The sequence below is a fragment of the Kineococcus gurbantunggutensis genome, from assembly GCF_050871925.1.
Classification (GTDB): Bacteria; Actinomycetota; Actinomycetes; order Actinomycetales; family Kineococcaceae; genus Kineococcus.
Genome location: NZ_JBJLSG010000052.1, coordinates 13,842 through 30,138 on the forward strand (window position 1 = coordinate 13,842; position 16,297 = coordinate 30,138).

The following is a 16,297-nucleotide window of genomic DNA, read 5'->3' on the forward strand; positions in this document are numbered from 1 at the left end:
CGGGATGAGCGAGCGGCTCGCTCAGGTGCTCAGCTGCCTGCCGTGGTGCAGCCCTGCCCGCCGGTGAGCACGCCACCGGCCGCGTAGGTGAGGGTGCCCATCAGGTAGCCGGCGGGCTCGGTGGAGGGCTCGCCGTGGCCGGCGGGGTGGTAGCCGGCGGGGTGGTAGTCGGCCTGCGCCAGCAGCTGCCCGTGCTCGTTGTGCACGCTCAGGTGCAAGAGGCCGTGCTGGCTCCAGCGGTGGGCGCCGGGTGCGCTGAGGATCTTCAGCGCGGCGACCTCCGCGGCCTGCGCCACGCGCATCGCACGCTCGTCACCACCTTCACCACCTTCACCACCGGCACCGGTCCCGGCGCCGGTGCCGGAGGCGTCGTCGTCACCGCCGTGGGCGCCGTCGGTGAAGGAGACGGGCAGGGCCTGCTCCCGGGTGCGGGCCAGCTGCGCCAGCTCGTCCTGGGCAGCGTCCAGGTCGGGCACACCGGGTGCACCGGCGACGTGGTTGTACAAGCTGGAGGTGTAGCAGTCGGCGGGGATGTGCTGCTGCGCGGCCAGCGCCGAGGTCACCGAGGCCACCGAGGTGGACGCCTCGCTGGGGGTCGGCTCACCAAAGGCTGTGGTGCCGGTGGCGGCGTGGCCGCTGGAGAGCAGCAGCACGGGAGCGCTCATCGCCAGGGCCACGGTGGTGCGCAGCGCACTCGGCATGGCGGGTTCTCGGCAGGTCCGCCTCGGCACTTGAGCGCGCTTGCTTGAGCGGCTGAACGGGTGGTCCCGGTGCTCCAGCGCGAAGCGCCGGCACGTCGGTGCGGGGGTGTGCTCGCGGGCACGGGCACGGGCACGGGCACGGGCACCGGCACCTCGCGGCCTCGTCGCCGGCGGTCCCAGCGGTCCTGGCCAGCTCGCCGCGGTGTGGCACCTCGGTGTGGCACCTGGGTTTGGCACCTCAGCCGTGGGCGGCGCCACCTGTGTCGCCGCTGCCGCTGTTGCCGCCACCACCGCCGTCACCGCCGCCGGCGAGGTGTTGGGTGCTCAGCGTGGCGGGCCAGTGCGGCGAGGGGCGCCAGCGCTGCCAGCGCGCCCGCGTGGACAGCGCCGCCAGCACACCCAGCACCCACACCGCCACCATCGCCGCTGGTGCGCCCCCGGCCAGCACCGGCACGGTGGCCAGCGTGGCCAGCGCGGCCAGGGTCCACCCCAGTGGCACCAGCCAGCGCCGCGGGTGGGTGTCCCGGTGCCGCAGGTGCGCCGCGGCCAGGGCGGCGGTGACGGCGGTGGCGCCGGCCGCGGCCAGCACCGGTGGGATCAGCGCCAGCGGCGCCGCCGCCGGCCCGCGCCCGGGGAAGGTGGACAGCGTGGACAGCGTGTGCAGGGCGGTGGGCAGCACCAGCACCGCCAGGGCGAGCACCTGCACCCACAGCACCGCGCGCAGCAGGTGCCGCCCGGCCTCACCGGCGCCTCGCACCGCCACGGCCAGCGCCGCGCTGAAGAGCAGCACGCCCAAGGCGCCCAGGTAGCTCAGCCCGGGCAGCAGGTAGCTCAGCCCGTCGCCGCAGGCCCACTCCGCGGCGATGGCGTCGCTGCTGTCGTCATCGCCCAGCGAGCAGCCCAGGTGCAGCTCCTGGCGCAGCAGGTTCACGTGCAGCGCGCCCAGCGGCGGGCCCAGCACCACCAGGACGGCGAGGGCGCCGCCCTCGCACAGCCAGGTGCGCCGGGCGGTGATCACCGTTGCAGCGTAAGGGGCCGGGGAGGTGGGCGTGGGGGTGTTCGCCCCGTCGGTGCGGGCGCAGGACGTGCAGCGAGTGCCAGTGGTGGTGGTGCTGGTGTGCCCGGCGTGGTCGCTGGCGTGGTCGCAGCTGCGCGAGCGGGCTGTGGGCGGGCGTGGGTGGGCCGTGAGCGAGGAGCGGGCGCGCGGGACGCTGGTGGTCAGGTGCCGCGCCTGCCCGGCAGGGGCGGCTGGCTGCGGTGGCGCTGGTGTGGCGCTGGTGTGGCGCTGGTGTGGCGCTGAGCGCCTGAGTCCGCAACCGTTGTGCAGGCGAGCGCTGGCCGCCCTGGCGGCGTGAGCGAGCCTCACGTGCGCCGGCTGCGTCCCCACCGGCGCACATCGCGCCCGGCGTGGAGCACCTCGACGTCCCGGCCCAGCTCGGCTTGCAGGTCCTGGGCCAGCAGGAGCCCGTCGTGGCGCCAGCGCTGCAGGTCCTGGGGGTCCTGGAAGCCGGTGCCACCTGCTCGCCAGGTGCGCGCGTAGCGCGCCCCACTCCTGCAGACGGCTGAGCAGGTCATCGGACAGGTTCAGCTGCTCGGGCGGCACCCGGCGGTGGGGGTCCTGGCTGCAGCGCTCGCGCAGCACGTAGCCGCCCGCGTCGTGCTCGTAGCCCAGCTCGATGCGGGCGGGCGGCTGCTGCTCGCCATCGTGGGTGGGTTCGCTGCGCGGCACCGCACCAGCGTGCCTCAACTGGAGCGGTCGGCGAGGTCGCGCACCGGTGCTGCTGCCGCTGCTGGTGGCGGCCGTGCGGCCGTGCGGCGCTGCGCGCAGCAGCCGGCCGTACGGCGGGGTCGACGGGGTCGGCGGGGTCGGCGGGCACGCGAGTAGCGGTCGGCCTCGCCCGGTGCGTCCAGGCCGGGCCTGGATCCTTCTCGGGTGGCTCGGGCGGGCGTCCTCGCGAGGGTGCCGCTGCGGCGCTGACCCGCCTGCACCTCTTCCCGTCGTGCCCGCCCAGGATCAGCGGTGCTCGTGCCGGTGCCCGTGCCCGTCGCCGCCGTCGTCGTGCTGGTCGTCGTGCCCGTCGTCGTGCCCGTCGTCGTGCTGGTGCGGGTCGTGGTGGGCGCGCAAGCGCACCCGGAAGGTGGCCCCACCACCGGGGGTGGGCACCACCGCGATGCTGCCGCCGTGCCCGGCCACGATCGCGGCCGCGATGGACAGCCCCAGCCCGGAGCCGCCGGTGGCGCGCTGGCGCGAGGCGTCGCTGCGGTAGAAGCGCTCGAAGACCTTGTGCGCCTCCTGCTCGCTGATGCCGGGGCCGTGATCGCGCACCTCCAGCACGCTGTGGGTGCCGCTGGGGCCCTGCACGGTGCCCACGGCCACCTGCACGGGGCTGCCCTGGGGGGTGTGGTGCAGCGCGTTGGCCAGCAGGTTGCCCAGCACCTGCCGCAGCCCGGCGTCTTCGCCCAGCACCGGTGCCGGGGCCGCGCCGGCGCCCTGGGCCAGTCCCACCAGGCGCACCTGGCGCTGCGGGGCCAGCGCGCGCGCATCGTGCACGGCGTCGGCGGCCAGCACCGCCAGGTCCACGACCTCGTTCTGCCGGCTGTTCTGCTGCGCGTTCAGCTGGTCGGGGTGCTGCGCGTTCTGCTGGCCGTTCTCCTGTACCTGGGCCTGTACCTGCGCCTGGTGGGCTTGGGCCTGGTCCAGGCGGGCCAGGGCCAGCAGGTCCTGCACCAAGGTGCCCAGGCGGATCGCCTCGCTCTCGATGCGGCCCATCACGTGCGCGACCTGCTCGTCCTCGCGCACCGCGCCCTGGCGGTACAGCTCGGAGTAGCCGCGGATCGCGGCCAGCGGGGTGCGCAGCTCGTGCGAGGCGTCGGCGATGAAGCGGCGCATCTGCTCCTGCGAGCGCTGCAGGGCCAGCACCAGCTGCTCGATCCGGGCCAGCATGGTGTTCAGCGCCGCGGCCAGGCGCGCGACCTCGGTGCCGCTGCCCGCTCCGGGCACCCGGCGCCTGAGGTCCCCGGTGGCCAGCGCGGAGGCGGCGATGGCGCTGGCGGTGCGCTCGATGCGCCCCAGCGGGCGCAGCGCGCGGGCGGTGACCAGCGCGCCGGCCCCGGCGCCGGCCAGCAGCACCAGCGCCCCGATCAGCACCGCGCCGGTCAGGAAGGTGGCCACCGTGGTGCTGGTCCCGGCCAGGGGCAGGGCCACGGCCACGTGCACGGGCGCGCCGGTGGACGCGCCGGTGGGTGCTGCGGTGGTAGCGGGCAGGTAGATCACCCGCCACTGCTCCCCGCCGGCGGTGTCGGGCACGGTGACCGGCTCACCCACCGGTACCGCACCGGCCCCCTGCCCGGGTGCGTCACCGGGACCGGCCGCGATCTCGCTGGAGGCCTGCTGCTGGTGCTGCTCGATCAGCGCGGCGTCCAGCACCGGCAGGCGCGGGGCCGCGCGGCAGGCGCCGGTGCTGGTGCGCGCGCAGGCGACCTGCAGCACGGTGCCGGAGGTGTCGCTGAACTGGATGAAGTAGTCGCTGAGCAGCAAGGACTCCCCCTGCCCGCGCTGCAGGCGGCCCAGGGCGGTCTCGATGGCGGCCACGCCCTGGGTGCGCAGCTCGTGGTCGACCTGCGCGCGCAGGTTCGCGCGCAGCAGCGCGGTGCAGGCCAGGCAGAAGAGGACCTCGGCGATCAGCAGCAGGGCGGTGACGATCAGCAGCAGGCGCGCGTGCAGGGACAGCGCCTGTGCGCGCCGGCGCACCCGGTCGCGCAGCTGTGCCGGCAGGTGCGCCGGCAGGTGCGCCAGCGCGCGCGCAGCCGCAGAGGGCGCAGGTCCGGGGCGCGCCGGGTCGGAGTGCGCCGGGTCGGAGTGCGGTGGGTCGGGGTGTGGCGGGTCGGGGTGCGGGTGCTGCCCGGGCGCGTGGTGGCCCGGCGCGCCAGCGCCGGTGGCGGGGGCAGCGGTGGGATCGGCGCTGGCGGCGGGGGCAGCGGTGGGATCGGCGCTGGCGGCGGGGACAGCGGTGGGATCGGCGGGCGATCCGGTGGGTCCGGTGGGTCCGGTGGGTCCGTTGGGGTCCATCACGGCTTGGCTGCTGCCGGTGCGGGCTTCACGCTGCCGGCCCCGGCGCCGTGCTGCTCTCGGTGCTCCTGGTGTTCACGGTGCCGCTGGTGCTCGTGGTGGCCGGTGCGTGCCCGCGCCGTGGTGCGCCAGTGGTCCTGCGGCAGCGGTGCACACATGGTGATCAACGTGTCGGCCCCAGCTGTGACGGCGCTGGGAACGACCTGGCAATTGACCGGTGCGCCGGGTCGCCGTGGCCGGGTGATCGTGGCTGAAGGTGGGCGGTCGCCACGGCCCGCTTGCGCTCAGCAGGTTTGAACCGCCCAGAGGGGAGCAGCGGCTCTGCTGTGCGACCCGGCGATAGGTCGGCTGAGGTCAAGGTGGTGTCACCGGATCGCGCAGCAGACCCCTGTGAACGCCGTTCCACCCGTCTCAAGCGCGCGCAGGCGGACGCGTTGATCGCCGCCGGGGCTGCGCTGGTCTTGTACTGGTACGGCGGCCGGCAGCTGGACCACCTCGAGGGGATGGACGCGGTGCAGCAGTGGCAGGTGGTGCGCGCGGCGTTCACCAGCCAGGCGCCCACCAGCCGGGCGCCGATGCCGGGAGGTGATCTGCTGTGGAGCGGTGGGCGGTGGGTCAGCGCTGACGGGCAGCAGGCGCTGGTGCTGATCGGGCGGTGCTGATCGGGCGGTGCTGATCGGGCGGTGCTGATCGGGGGGTGCTGACCGGGCGGTGCTGAGCACCGATCGCGCCTGCCGGCTCGCTGGAGCCATGGCCGTGGCCGTGGCCGTGGCCGTGGCCGTGGCCGTGGCTGTGGCCGTGGCCGTGCGCCTGGCGGGTGGTGCAGCCGCGCGGTGCTGCTGCCGCGTCGTCAGCGCGGTGACGCCCCCGGCTCATCGCCCTCGCCCTCGTCCTCGCCCCTGATGGCCACGTCGGTGTCGCCGTCGACGAAGCGGATCGCGCCGGCGGCGATCTCGCGCAGGCCGGGCAGGTCCAGCGTCGTGGACGTCGGGGGCAGTGCCGGCCCCCAGGAGACCCGCAAGCCCAGCCGGTCGTCGGTGGGCAGCCCGAAGATGCGCGCCACGCACGAGATGCGCCGCACGCCGTCGCCGCCGCGGGCGTCGTTGCGCTCGCCCAGGAAGAGGCGCTGGGGCACGCGGTCCACGCTGGCGTGCACCACGGGGTTGCCCGGCGGCTCCGGCCAGTGCTCCCGCAGGTCCTCCTGCGCGGTGGCCTCGCCCGCGCTGCGCGTACGCAGGTCCTGCGGGGTGGAAGCGGCCTCGGCGCTGGCCACCAGCCAGGCGCTGAGGCGGTCGGGGTGGGCGAGCAGGCAGCGCAGCCCGATGGCGATGCCGGGCGCTCGGGCCAGCAGCACCGGCCCGTGCGCGATGGCGCCCAGGCTGGACCAGGTGGCCTGGGAGTCCTGCACCTGCCACGGCCTCCACGGCTTCCCCGGCCGCTGCCCGGGGTCGAAGGGCTGGGGGTGGGGGTTCGTCATCGCAGCTTGATCACTTCCTGGGCCAGCCGGTCCAGGTGGTGCAGGGCCAGCACGGTGGTGCTCATCGGGGCGCCGATCTCGGGCCAGCCGGCGTGCAGGGGCAGGCGCGCGTCGGCGGGCAGGACCGGCCACCACAGGTTCAGCTCCTGCACGTAGAGCGCTGTGCCCGGGCGGTCCGGGTGGTCCGGGTGGTCCGGCGAGGCGCCGGGGGTGCCGTAGGTGGTGTGGTTGACGTGGTGTTCCAGCCACGGCCAGGGCTGCGCGTCCGGGATGCTCCCGCCGGCGCTGGCGGGCACCTGCAGGCGCACCTCGCTGGGGGGCAGCGCGGGACGGGGCGGGTGGGCGCTGCGGCCGCTGCCCAGGTGGGGACCGGATTGGTAGGCGTCGCGGGCGGTCTGGCCGGTGGCCTTGACCTGCACGCAGAGCATCAGCCCGTCGGTGTGGGCGAAGACGCAGCGCAGGCCGATGCCGATGCCCGGTGCGGCGCTGAGCACGCGCGGGCCGTGGGCCAGGACTCCCAGCTCCTGCTCGAAGGAGAGGGGGATGCCGCTGCTCACCCGCCCCAGGGTGCCGCACGCGCGCGCTGCCGTCACCGGTGCTGCGCCGGCGCTCGCCGTGCCCGGTGCTGTGCCGCAGGGTGGTCGGTGAGCGCGCACCGGCGCGGACGGCGTCTTGCCTGTGCACGCGGTGCTCTAGGGCTCAGTGGATCACCCGGTGCCCGCTGCGCCCGGTGCCCGCTCAGCCGGTGCTGGATCATCTGGTGTTGGTTCAGCCGGTGCCCGCTGCGCCCGGGACGGCGCTGGGGGTGAAGGTCGCGAACGCGCTGTCGGGGTGGTCCGTGCCCGCCGCGGCGCCGGCGCGGCGCTGCTCCAGGTCCACCCCGCCGGCGAAGAACACGCTGGTGCCGGTCCACACCGCGCTGGTGCGCGCTCGCCGCTGCCAGGGGCCGTCGGGGATCAAGCGCCAGGAGCCGGTGGCCGGGTGGTAGGCCGCGCCCAGCGGGCCGGGGGCGGGGTTGCAGACCCCGCCGTACTCGAACGCGGGGTCCTCCGGGCCGTTACCGTCGATGCACATGGAGGTATCGCGCGCCCGGCGCGCGCCGCCCCACACCAGCAGGTGCGTGCCCGTCCAGGCCAGTGCCGGCCCGCCGTCGGAGGAGGTGGTCCCGATCTCGTCCAGGGGGCCGGGCTGGGCGCGGGTCCAGCGATCGGTGCCCGGTTCGTAGCTGCTCAGCCCCGCCGTGGGGTCGAAGGCCAGCAGGTGGGTGCCCGACCAGATCGCCCCCACGCCCGCAGCGCTCAGCGGGCCGGGGTCGATGCTGCGCCAGGTAGAGCGGGCCGGGTCGAAGGCCAGGCCCAGCGGCACCGGCCGCCCGGAGCCGTCAGGGCCCGCTGGTCCCGCAGGGCCGGTGAAGCCCGCGGTGCCCATGAGCAGCCACTGCGTGCCCGTCCACCAGCTGCGCACCGATCCCCACGAGGACTGCGCCGGGGATACCGAGGATGCCGGTGCGCTCAGCGGTGGGGCCGGCAGCTGGGTCCACGCCGCCTCGCCCGGGCGCAGGCTCCACGCGCCGGTGCCCGGTGACCACGCCAGCACGCGCCCGGGGGTTGGGTGCCCACTGCCGGAACCACTGCCGGAACCACTGCCGGAACCACTGCCGGAACCACTGCCGGAACCACTGCCGGAACCACTGCCGGAACCACTGCCGGAACCACTGCCGGAACCACTGCCGGAACCACTGCCGGAACCACCGGTGGAACCACCAGCGGGCGTGCTGCCGGCAGCGCTTCCGGGAGCGCTGCCGGGGGCGTCGTCGTCGGGAGCATCCTCATCGCCGATCCAGGCGCTGGCCGCCACGCTCGTCCCAGCCGGCCAGGGCAGGTCCGGCAGGCGCTGCCAGGTGCCTGCGCCCGCACCGTTGCCGGCGGCGGGGTCGGCGGCGGGGTCGGCGGCGGGGTCGGCGGGTGTGTAGAGCGCGGCGTCCAGGAACCCCGCGGGGCGGTTCTCGCACGCCGCCCAGGGGTCGTGCCCGCCGATGAGGACCGCGCTGGTGCCGGTCCACCACAGCTGCGCGGCGCTGCGGGCTGCGAGCGGTGCCGGTGGCAGCGCCGTCCACGAACCCTCGCCGTCCTGGCCGTCTTCGCTGTCCTCGCCGCCGCGGGTGCTGGGGGTCCAGGCGGCACCGTCGGCGGTCAGGGCCACCGCGCACCCGTCGGCGACGGGGGAGGACCCGCCCCAGACCAGTACCTGACTGCCCGTCCACACCGCGGCCTGCCCGACGCGCAGCACGGGCTGCTGCAGCCAGGGCGGCGCCGGCAGCGAGGTCCAGCCGCGAACGTCGGGTGCCGGCCCCGCGCCTGCTGTGCTGGGGCGCGCGCCGTCGCGGTGCGCGCCGTCGGGGTCGCCAGCTCCTGACTCGCCGGTGCACGACGCCAGGGGCGGCAGCGCTGCAACCAGCCCGGCCAGCCCGGTCAGCAGCACGCTGCGCCGTCGCGGCCGCGGATCGCGCGCGGTGCTGGCGCTTCCTGTCACACCCTCAGGGTGCCCCAGGACGCCCGTGCGTGACGGCGTGCTCGCTCCATCTCGCTCGAGCACCCACCGGGTGGCTTCACGAGCACGCACCTCAGGGAGTTCGCGCGTCCCGATCGCAGCAGTCGTGGCGCTGCGATCGAGTGGGTCGATCTGCTGCAGGACCAGGTGACGGACGTGTCAGGTGATCGGGCAGCACGTCCCACCGCCGTGGACGAGGTGCCGCGAGGCAATGCAGGTGCCTTTGGTGGTGCCGTCCTGGCACGCTCGAGGTCGTGAGCACCGAGGAGCTGGCGCAGGCGTTGCTCGTCGGCCCGCGCGGGCGGCGGTTGCTGTCGGCATTGGTGCACGAGGCCACCCGGGCCGGTGGTGCGGAGCCGTGGACGTGGCCGGCGTGGGGCCAGGACGACCTCGCGCCGCTGAGCGAGTCCTTGCTGCAGCGGTTGCGGCAGCGGCTGGGGCAGGCGGTGGCCGCGATGGACCTGGGCGCGCTGGCCGCGCGCGAGGACCCGCGCCAGCTGCTGACGGCGCTGGCGGACGCGGTGTGCTCGGCGCGGTACTGGCAGGAGCCGGACACCGAGGACCAGGCCCTGGCCGATGCGGGCGTGGCCCGGCAGCTGCGCCCGTTGGCGCGGGCGGTGGCCACCAGCGCCGCGGCGGCGTGCTGGTCGCAGCCGGTGGACCTGAGCGCCCAGCAGCACCTGTCGTGGCTGTGCGAGGGGCGCGATCGCTACCAGCTCATCGTCCCCGGCGCTGAGGGGGCGGCGTCCTCGCAGTCGGTGGCGTCGGCGGCGCTGGGGCGCTGGCGCGAGGAAGCAGCCGCCGAGGAGGAGCGCTGCCGCCTGGAACGCCCGCGCGATGCGGGTGCCAACTGGAGCGGCACGTGGTGGTCCAGCCCACCGCGGCTGCCCGAGCTGCTGCTGAGCACGCCGGTGCTGCCGGCCACGGCAGGGACAGGCGGTCCCGCTGCCGGCGCTGGTGCCGGCTCCTGCGCGGGTGGTTCCTGCGCGGGTGACTGCGCTGCTGGTGACTCCTTTGAGGTCGGTAAGCTCGACAGCCGCCGGCAGGTGCTGCCGGTGGGGATGACGCTGCTCGAGGACGAGCCGGGCATCGAGGAGGTCCACGCCCGCGCCGTGCGGCTGCGCCAGGGGGTGCGCGTGTACGAGGTGCACGACGCGCAGGCGTGGTGCGAGCTGGTGGCGGCCCACCCGCGCTCGGTGACGTTCTCCCGGCGCCAGAACTGGTGGCGCGCCACCGGCTGGGACGGGGCGTGGGTGCTGCCGGACTGGGCGTCGGTGGCGAGCAACTGGGACGGGGTGCACCTGAGCGTGCGCGGCTACCTGGCGCTCTCGGGGCGCCTGTTGCAGACAGCGCTGGGTTGGGAGGTGACCAGGGCGCTGGTGGGCGCGGACGTCGAGGGGGTCCGGCCCGGTGCGGCGCGCACGCTGCTGGCGGGGTGGAGCCCGGGGCAGACGTACTGGCTGACCGATGTCGTGCAGCAGGTGGGGCAGCCGGTGCTGTGGTGCAGCCGGGAGGAGGACTACCCGCTGCGCTGGACACCCCGCTCGGATGCCGCGCCTGCGCCGGGCTCGGGGGGTGGGTGAGCTAGCTGCACCCCACTCGCAGCGGCCACCGTGGCGGCCACCGTGGCGGCCACCGCTGCGGTCCCGGCTATGGTGGACCACCATGGTCGGGTGCGACCTGAGACAGCCGCCGTGCTCGGTCCCGTCCTCCGTGACTGGGACAGTAGCGGGATCGGCTACCGGGTGCAGGAGGACTGGGCGCCATCTCCCTACGACCCCCACTCGGCGGCGGTCGCGGTGGTCTGGACTCCAGACAGCTCCGGCACGGGTGTCCTCACCGGCGCACCGGGGGAGCCGGTGACCGCGCAGGTGGTGCTCGCCGCCGCCGACGCCTTGCACGACGCCGTCGTCGAGGGCCGTCTGCTGGGCATGAGGCCGTGGCCGCCGTGCCCGCTGCACCCGGGAACCCACCCCCTCACCCCGCGCCTGCACGAGCCCGATCGGGGGCGGGCCCGGCACCTGGACCGAGACCTGAACCGGCACCCCGATCTAGACCTCGACCGAAACCCCGACCGAAACCCCGACCGGGACCGGGCCCTCTACCCGGACCTCGATGTGGTCTGGGCGTGCATGCGGACGGGTGAGGTGGTCCATCGAGTGGGGGAGTTGGGGAGCGGGTGCGCTGAGTCCGCGCCGAGGTGAGCCAAGCACAGCCGACGTCTCCAGAGCGCCTACTGAGCCCGCAGCCATGACCGAGCACGTGTGCGCGGCGCGCGCTGGAGCCGAGGCCTCAGTCGAGGTAGCCCGTCTCGGGATTGATGCCGGCGAGGAAGTCGGCGATAGCCTGCCTAATCTCCTCCTCGCCGATGGGCGACCTGACGGAGGTCTGCGAGCCGAAGCCGTAGCCGGGGTTGGGGCTGGAGAGCCAGTCGAAGTCGTAGCAGCCGGGTGTGCCGGGCCGCTGCTTGACCAGCCAGTCCTCCCCGTCAACTGTCAGCCGCCATGAAGTCACGGTCATCGTGCTGGCAGCTCAGGGCGCACCGACGGCGCGACGGGCGAGCGGCGCGCGATGATGGCACCCGTGGCCACCTCCCTCGAGCACGAAGCCCGGGCACTGACGCCAAACGAGCAGCAAGCGCTGATAGCGGTGCTGCAGCGGGGCACCAGCAGCGACGCGCAGCGCCCCGTCACCACTGCAGATCGCGCCCGGTGGCTAGCCCAGGTGCCCCGGACCCGGGCCGGTCGCACGTGCGGGTGCGGCACCTGCCCCTCGATCGAGCTGACCGACGCCGCCGGGCGTATCCCGCTCACCGGTGGTGGCCGCCTCGTGCTGGAGGCTGAGGCGGCCGGGGCACTGTTGATGCTTTTCGTGGATGAAGACCGGCTCAGTTACCTGGAGCTGGCGCCGCTGGAGGTCGAGGACGGCGCCAGCACGTTCCCGGCTCCTGAGGACATCGGCACCTCCTGACGCCTGAACGCTCAGCATCGTTAGGTGTGGCCGACAGCGGTGATCCCGACCGGAGAGCGGGATGACCGTGACCTCGCCCGCAGCGCGCCGACGGCGGGCACCGGCCCTGCTCCTCCGCGCGCCGTCTGGTGCTCAGGCCTTCTCGGGCTGGCAGAAGCGCAGGACGTTGCCGCAGGGGTCGATGACCTCCAGCGTCGGCCCGCCGGGGGAGTGCATGTCCACGCCTGGCCGCAGGGGAGCTGTCTGGCGCGAGCGCAGCTCGGTGTGCAGGGCGTGGACGTCGCCCACCGCGATCCACACCACGCCGTGGGGACTGCCGTCGCCGTGGTGCTCGGATAGGTGCAGCACCGTCTGCCCGCGTGAGACCTGCACGTACAGCGGGAAGCCCGGGGCGTAGCGGTGCTCCCAGTCCAGGGTGAAGCCGAGGTAGTCGCGGTAGAAGCCCAGCGCCACCTGCGCTGACACCACCCGCAGCACCGGGACGCCGGGGGCGAACGCCGGCGCCTGCACGGGCGCCTGCACGGGCGCGGCCGTGGTGCGCGCGCCGGTCGTGGCGGCGAGGGTGTTCCAGTCCTTCGCGCCGTGCTGGTGGGCGATGAGCTCCAGCGCCAGGCAGTGGGGCACCTCGATGCCGGCGGCGGCCAGGTCGCTGCGCAGCAGCTTGGCCAGGTCTTTGGCGCGGGCGAGAGGGGTCGAGGGCGGGGTCGTCGAGGGGGTCATGGTGCGCCTTCCTGGGCGGCAGGTGCTGTGCCGGGTGCTCGCGTTGCCGGCTGCTGCCGCGTCCGGGAAGCCGCGGGAGGCTGGACCCAGCGGTGCATTCACCAGACCCCGGGGGGGCGCGAGCGGCAGGCTGCACCGAGCCACCGGCAGGCTAGCCGCCGTCAGCAGGGTTGGCCGGATCGGCCAACGGAGAACACCTGCAGATCGTGATGACGGCGATGCCGCCGACATCCGTGATCGCGCGTTGGGCGCGCGGTGAACCGAGGTGCGCGCGAGCCTGCGAGCACAGACCTGCTTGAGGTGAGCACCTGACCGCTCGCGCACTGCGCGGTGAGCGTCAGGTTGCACGACCTGCACAGGGGCAGCGGGAGAGAGGGCAGCGGAAGAGGTCGACTGGCTACCGTCTGGGCATGGCTCCCATCAACCCGGCCAACGGCAAGGGCACCTACGAGATCCGGATCGGCCTGTGGGCCACGCAGGAACAGGCGTGGCAGGTGCACGAACGCTTGATCAGGGCCCTGTGCCCCGAACCGCAGCACAGCGCTCCGTGCGAGATCCCGTGGTCCAGCGCCGTGCTGGCACCGCAGGCGGTCGATGAGGGCGCTGACCGCTACGACGAGCTGGTCGCGCAGGCGAAGATCGAAGGTACCTACTGAGCGCGGTCAACGAGTGCAGCACGCCGTGGGAGTGCGTGCGCGCCGTGGTCACCTCCGCGCGTGTACGCCATCGATGTACGGACCTGCCGCGGGTGCGAGTGCGGGTGCGGCCGACGACGCGCTCTGATCGTCCGCTGCGGAAGCACGTCGGGCAGCCCCGCGCCGGCGGCATCGCGCAACTGGATGCGGTGCACGTGCAGGTGGAGCGGGTGGGCCAGCACCGCCCAGCGCACACCGCGCTGGTGCGGGTCGTCCACCACGCGCAGGTCCTGCTCGGTGCCGTCGCTGAAGCGCACCAGCACCGCGCGCACGTCGGGGTGCAGCTTCATCAGCCAGGTGGACGGCTCGTCCTGCTCGCCGGTGAACGCGGCACCCTCGATGAGCTGAGCGTGCGGTGGCGGGGTGGAGGTTGTCCCGGTGCTCCAGCAGTGCACGCCCGCGGCGGTGTACACCCGCAGCAGCACCCCCGGTACCGGCGCGGTGTCCTCGCTGCACAGCGTCCAGCGCGCCCCGTCGCTGCTCGTGCCGGTCAGGATGACGGTGCCCACCGGCCCCAGTGTGCTACGCGCGCCGCAGCGCCGGCGCCGTGCTGGAGCAGCGGGCCCACCGAGCGCTGAGCGCATGGTCCTTGCTGCGCGATCGAGTGGCTGGCGCCTCACCCGATCGCACGGGGGCCTCGCGAGCCCGGGGGTGGGGCGTGATCGGTGCTGGTGGCCCACCGGCGGGCCGGGCCTGAGGTGGGTGGACGGGGCTCAGCTCGATGGCCAGGTGGCGCTGAGCCGCAGGACGCTCTCGGCCAGGGAGCCGGTGGGCACGCTCAGGTGCAAGCGCGCCTGCCCGGCGTGCAGCGTGATGTCGGTGGCGCCCCGGTAGCGGCTGTTCGGGCGCGCTGTCACCCGCTCCAGGGTGCGCAGGGCCAGGACCAGCCGGGAGCTGCAGTGCACCGGTCGCTGCCCGCGCACCAGCTGCCGGCGGCGTGTGAACACCTCCAGGTGCGTGCCGTCGCGGGCCAGCAGCGCCGCTTGCAGCGTCATCGGTGAGCGCAGGTGGCTCAGCCGGCGCCACGCCCCGGCCGGGCTGGTGCAGCGCGGGCGCAGCACCTGCCGGGCGTGCCAGGCCAGCGGGAGCAGGTCCGGGCGCCGGCGGGCCACGTGCAGGTAGTCCGCCACGACCGCGACGTCGCGCAGGTCGTCGGCGCCCAGGGAGGGCATCGCCAGCCCGCCCGTGTCCACGCCCGTGTCCACGACCGTGTCCATGACCGTGTCCATGACCGTGTCCACGTCGGCACCGGCACCACAGGGAGCGCGGGTGCTCCCTGCAGCGCCGGTGGTGCCGGTGCTGCCGCGGCGCAGCTCGTCGATGAGGCGTTGCACGTGTCCTCGCGCCGAACCGTTGTAGCTCAGCGAGAGGACGCCACCGTCGCGGGTGTGCACGTGCAGGTGGGCATCGAGCAGGTCCACCTCGTCGTGCACGGCGACGACGTCGTCCAGATCCACGTGCCGGGTGCGGTACCCGCCGGGCCCGCCCGCAGGTGCCTCGTGGGTGCTGTGGTGGCGGCTGAGCACGCTCAGCCGTTGCGGGTGCACCACCAGCAGGTGCTCGTACAGGTCCGTCTCGGCCAGCGCCTCGCGCCGGGGGATGTTGCGGGGCACCTTCAGCACCAGCCGGGCGCTGTTCAGGTCCAGCGGGTGATCGCGGTACAGGCGCGGCACGTCGTGGGGGGTGTGGACCTGCTCGATCCAGGGCCCGAAGGTGTCGTGCTCGCGGCTGTCGCTGACCACGGCCCACGATCTCACGAGGAGCCGGTGCGCTCACGAGGAGCCGGCACGCTGCTGCTGCACCCGCTCTCCCGGTGCGCGCGCGGCGGCAGCGAGCGCGCTGCGCGCAGCTCCAGCAGCTCCAGCAGGTCCGTGGCGGCGAGGCTGTGGGAGCGGGCCGAGCCGGGTGGTGCTCGGCCGGGGGTGCTCACGCCCGCCAGGCTTCGCCCAGGGCGCTGAGGGTGCTCATCGCGGGCAGGGCGGAGTCGGCCGCGTCCAGCCTCAACTCACCGGCGCCCTGGTCCTGCCACAGGCCATCGCCGACGATGACCCACTGACCGGTGTCGTCGCCGGGCTGCAGGTGGAAGCGCATCAGCGCTGCCGCGTAGTTCCTGCCCCGCACGAGCAGCCTGGGCCCGTTGCTCGGTTGCAGCTGACCGGCCCGACCGCTCTGACGGATCCTGATCACCGTGCCGGGGGCGGTGCCGGCCGGCAGGCCGGTGGTGACCAGCGCCGAGGTGATGGTGAAGGGCAGATCGGCGATGGTCTCGATCGTGGCTGTCCCGGCGGTGAAGGTCAGTGCTGCCTCGCTGCGCGCTGCCAGGTCGCTGAGGCGCTCGTAACCGCGCCGGGTGCAGGTGGTGAAGGTCCTCACGTGCTGCTCCTGGGGAAGAGGCCGGTGCTGCCGCGACCGAGCTGCCGGTGCCGGTGCCGACGAGGGTGCTGAGTGGAGGAGCCCTCGTCTGAAGACTGCCCCTGGACCGTGCGCGCATCAAGCGGGTGGGCGCTTCGGTGATCTGCCGATCCCACACCGTGCGCCGTGGCCGTGAAGCCCGCGGTGCTCGCAGGTCGGCGGCGAGGTGCTGCGCAGGTGGCTGAGGAGACGACGGTGCGGGCGCGGGTGCAGCATGGCCGGTGGCCCCTCGGGGCGGCAAGGTCAGGCCTGATCGGCGAGTTCCCCAGGGCGAACACCACGGCATGAATCGCCCAGTGGTCGTTCGGAAGGGAACGGGTGAGCACACCCCGCCTACCGCGGCTCGCGCTCCGCCTGCAGCAGCCAGGGCATCTCGGCGTCCAGGGTGCGCACGGCGCGCTCGAAGTCCTCGGCGACCCCCTCGGCGACCAGGTCCACCGCGGGGCCGTACCCGTCGGCGGCCGCCTGCCGCAGCCCCGCGGCGTGCTGCGCGGCGCGCTGACGCACGGCGTGGAGCACCTCGTGCGTGCTGCCGTGCCAGCCGTAGGCCTCCAGCAGCAGGCGCAGGCGGCGCCGGCGGTCGGTGCCGGTGGGGAATCCGTCGGCGGCGGCGACGTCGTGGGCGCTCAGCGGGACCCACGTCAGCGCCAGGAACGCCAGGTCGCGCAGCGGTGCGGCGGGTGCGGCCAGGTCCCAGTCGACG

Annotated in this window: 18 protein-coding genes and 1 pseudogene; 5 read left to right on the forward strand and 14 right to left on the reverse strand. The window is 74.8% G+C overall.

Going from position 1 to position 16,297, the window contains the following annotated elements; translation table 11 throughout:
- Nucleotides 1-29: 29 nt before the first annotated feature.
- The 4 genes from ACRYR7_RS11800 to ACRYR7_RS11815 form a co-directional block, all read right to left on the reverse strand.
- Complete coding sequence (locus tag ACRYR7_RS11800; RefSeq protein ID WP_432572287.1) at nucleotides 30-701, reverse strand: hypothetical protein; 672 nt, start codon at nucleotides 699-701, stop codon at nucleotides 30-32.
- A 238-nt stretch (nucleotides 702-939) separates the two neighbouring features.
- The gene (locus ACRYR7_RS11805; RefSeq protein ID WP_432572288.1) at nucleotides 940-1,719 is read right to left on the reverse strand and encodes a hypothetical protein; all 780 of its coding nucleotides are present in this window, start codon (nucleotides 1,717-1,719) and stop codon (nucleotides 940-942) included.
- Nucleotides 1,720-2,063: 344 nt separating this feature from the next.
- Nucleotides 2,064-2,276, reverse strand: coding sequence for a hypothetical protein (locus ACRYR7_RS11810; RefSeq protein ID WP_432572289.1), 213 nt, complete (start codon nucleotides 2,274-2,276; stop codon nucleotides 2,064-2,066).
- A 439-nt stretch (nucleotides 2,277-2,715) separates the two neighbouring features.
- Nucleotides 2,716-4,452 carry a sensor histidine kinase gene (locus tag ACRYR7_RS11815; protein ID WP_432572290.1) on the reverse strand — a complete coding sequence of 579 codons (1,737 nt, stop codon included), beginning with the start codon at nucleotides 4,450-4,452 and terminating at the stop codon, nucleotides 2,716-2,718.
- A gap of 752 nt (nucleotides 4,453-5,204) precedes the next feature.
- Between ACRYR7_RS11815 and ACRYR7_RS11820 the strand changes: the two genes are divergently transcribed.
- A complete protein-coding gene (locus ACRYR7_RS11820; RefSeq protein WP_432572291.1) occupies nucleotides 5,205-5,432 on the forward strand; it encodes a hypothetical protein in 228 nt (75 codons plus the stop codon).
- Between the two features lie 188 nt (nucleotides 5,433-5,620).
- On the opposite strand, the gene ACRYR7_RS11825 is transcribed toward ACRYR7_RS11820, so the two are convergent.
- The 3 genes from ACRYR7_RS11825 to ACRYR7_RS11835 form a co-directional block, all read right to left on the reverse strand.
- Nucleotides 5,621-6,247: a hypothetical protein gene (locus ACRYR7_RS11825; protein WP_432572292.1), complete on the reverse strand. Its 627-nt coding sequence runs from the start codon at nucleotides 6,245-6,247 to the stop codon at nucleotides 5,621-5,623.
- Complete coding sequence (locus tag ACRYR7_RS11830; RefSeq protein WP_432572293.1) at nucleotides 6,244-6,804, reverse strand: hypothetical protein; 561 nt, start codon at nucleotides 6,802-6,804, stop codon at nucleotides 6,244-6,246. The genes ACRYR7_RS11825 and ACRYR7_RS11830 overlap by 4 nt, the downstream gene beginning before the upstream one ends.
- Nucleotides 6,805-7,015: 211 nt before the next feature.
- Nucleotides 7,016-8,779: a hypothetical protein gene (locus ACRYR7_RS11835; RefSeq protein WP_432572294.1), complete on the reverse strand. Its 1,764-nt coding sequence runs from the start codon at nucleotides 8,777-8,779 to the stop codon at nucleotides 7,016-7,018.
- 272 nt (nucleotides 8,780-9,051) lie between these two features.
- Here ACRYR7_RS11835 and ACRYR7_RS11840 point away from each other — a divergent pair, with 272 nt between their 5' ends.
- Together ACRYR7_RS11840 and ACRYR7_RS11845 are read left to right on the forward strand one after the other, a co-directional pair.
- Nucleotides 9,052-10,380, forward strand: a complete 1,329-nt coding sequence (locus ACRYR7_RS11840) for a hypothetical protein (RefSeq protein ID WP_432572295.1) — start codon at nucleotides 9,052-9,054, stop codon at nucleotides 10,378-10,380.
- A gap of 90 nt (nucleotides 10,381-10,470) precedes the next feature.
- Nucleotides 10,471-11,001 (forward strand): hypothetical protein, encoded by a 531-nt coding sequence (locus ACRYR7_RS11845; protein WP_432572296.1) that lies wholly within the window; start codon nucleotides 10,471-10,473, stop codon nucleotides 10,999-11,001.
- 88 nt (nucleotides 11,002-11,089) lie between these two features.
- Here ACRYR7_RS11845 and ACRYR7_RS11850 read toward each other — a convergent pair whose 3' ends face one another.
- The gene (locus ACRYR7_RS11850; protein WP_432572297.1) at nucleotides 11,090-11,311 is read right to left on the reverse strand and encodes a hypothetical protein; all 222 of its coding nucleotides are present in this window, start codon (nucleotides 11,309-11,311) and stop codon (nucleotides 11,090-11,092) included.
- Between the two features lie 69 nt (nucleotides 11,312-11,380).
- Between ACRYR7_RS11850 and ACRYR7_RS11855 the strand changes: the two genes are divergently transcribed.
- Nucleotides 11,381-11,767, forward strand: a complete 387-nt coding sequence (locus ACRYR7_RS11855) for a hypothetical protein (RefSeq protein ID WP_432572298.1) — start codon at nucleotides 11,381-11,383, stop codon at nucleotides 11,765-11,767.
- 132 nt (nucleotides 11,768-11,899) lie between these two features.
- Here the strand turns inward: ACRYR7_RS11855 and ACRYR7_RS11860 are convergent, their stop codons facing one another.
- On the reverse strand, nucleotides 11,900-12,487 hold the full coding sequence (locus tag ACRYR7_RS11860) for a glyoxalase superfamily protein (RefSeq protein ID WP_432572299.1): 588 nt from the start codon (nucleotides 12,485-12,487) through the stop codon (nucleotides 11,900-11,902).
- Between the two features lie 410 nt (nucleotides 12,488-12,897).
- Here ACRYR7_RS11860 and ACRYR7_RS11865 point away from each other — a divergent pair, with 410 nt between their 5' ends.
- Nucleotides 12,898-13,143 (forward strand): hypothetical protein, encoded by a 246-nt coding sequence (locus tag ACRYR7_RS11865; RefSeq protein ID WP_432572300.1) that lies wholly within the window; start codon nucleotides 12,898-12,900, stop codon nucleotides 13,141-13,143.
- Here the strand turns inward: ACRYR7_RS11865 and ACRYR7_RS11870 are convergent.
- From ACRYR7_RS11870 to ACRYR7_RS11890, 5 genes and pseudogenes are all read right to left on the reverse strand, one after another.
- Nucleotides 13,137-13,691: a hypothetical protein gene (locus ACRYR7_RS11870; RefSeq protein ID WP_432572301.1), complete on the reverse strand. Its 555-nt coding sequence runs from the start codon at nucleotides 13,689-13,691 to the stop codon at nucleotides 13,137-13,139. The genes ACRYR7_RS11865 and ACRYR7_RS11870 overlap by 7 nt on opposite strands.
- Before the next feature lie 204 nt (nucleotides 13,692-13,895).
- The gene (locus tag ACRYR7_RS11875; RefSeq protein WP_432572302.1) at nucleotides 13,896-14,924 is read right to left on the reverse strand and encodes a hypothetical protein; all 1,029 of its coding nucleotides are present in this window, start codon (nucleotides 14,922-14,924) and stop codon (nucleotides 13,896-13,898) included.
- An 11-nt stretch (nucleotides 14,925-14,935) separates the two neighbouring features.
- Nucleotides 14,936-15,112 (reverse strand): hypothetical protein, encoded by a 177-nt coding sequence (locus ACRYR7_RS11880; RefSeq protein WP_432572303.1) that lies wholly within the window; start codon nucleotides 15,110-15,112, stop codon nucleotides 14,936-14,938.
- Complete coding sequence (locus ACRYR7_RS11885) at nucleotides 15,109-15,555, reverse strand: hypothetical protein (protein WP_432572304.1); 447 nt, start codon at nucleotides 15,553-15,555, stop codon at nucleotides 15,109-15,111. The genes ACRYR7_RS11880 and ACRYR7_RS11885 overlap by 4 nt, the downstream gene beginning before the upstream one ends.
- A 372-nt stretch (nucleotides 15,556-15,927) precedes the next feature.
- Nucleotides 15,928-16,297, reverse strand: a pseudogene (locus ACRYR7_RS11890) (aminoglycoside phosphotransferase family protein); the annotation flags it as partial.

Bases quoted from the DNA above. Each gene is read 5' to 3' on its own strand.
- ACRYR7_RS11800 (WP_432572287.1), bottom strand. From the start codon at position 701: ATGCCGAGTGCGCTGCGCACCACCGTGGCCCTGGCGATGAGCGCTCCC.
- ACRYR7_RS11810 (WP_432572289.1), bottom strand. From the start codon at position 2,276: ATGACCTGCTCAGCCGTCTGCAGGAGTGGGGCGCGCTACGCGCGCACC.
- ACRYR7_RS11825 (WP_432572292.1), bottom strand. From the start codon at position 6,247: ATGACGAACCCCCACCCCCAGCCCTTCGACCCCGGGCAGCGGCCGGGG.
- ACRYR7_RS11860 (WP_432572299.1), bottom strand. From the start codon at position 12,487: ATGACCCCCTCGACGACCCCGCCCTCGACCCCTCTCGCCCGCGCCAAA.
- ACRYR7_RS11865 (WP_432572300.1), top strand. From the start codon at position 12,898: ATGGCTCCCATCAACCCGGCCAACGGCAAGGGCACCTACGAGATCCGG.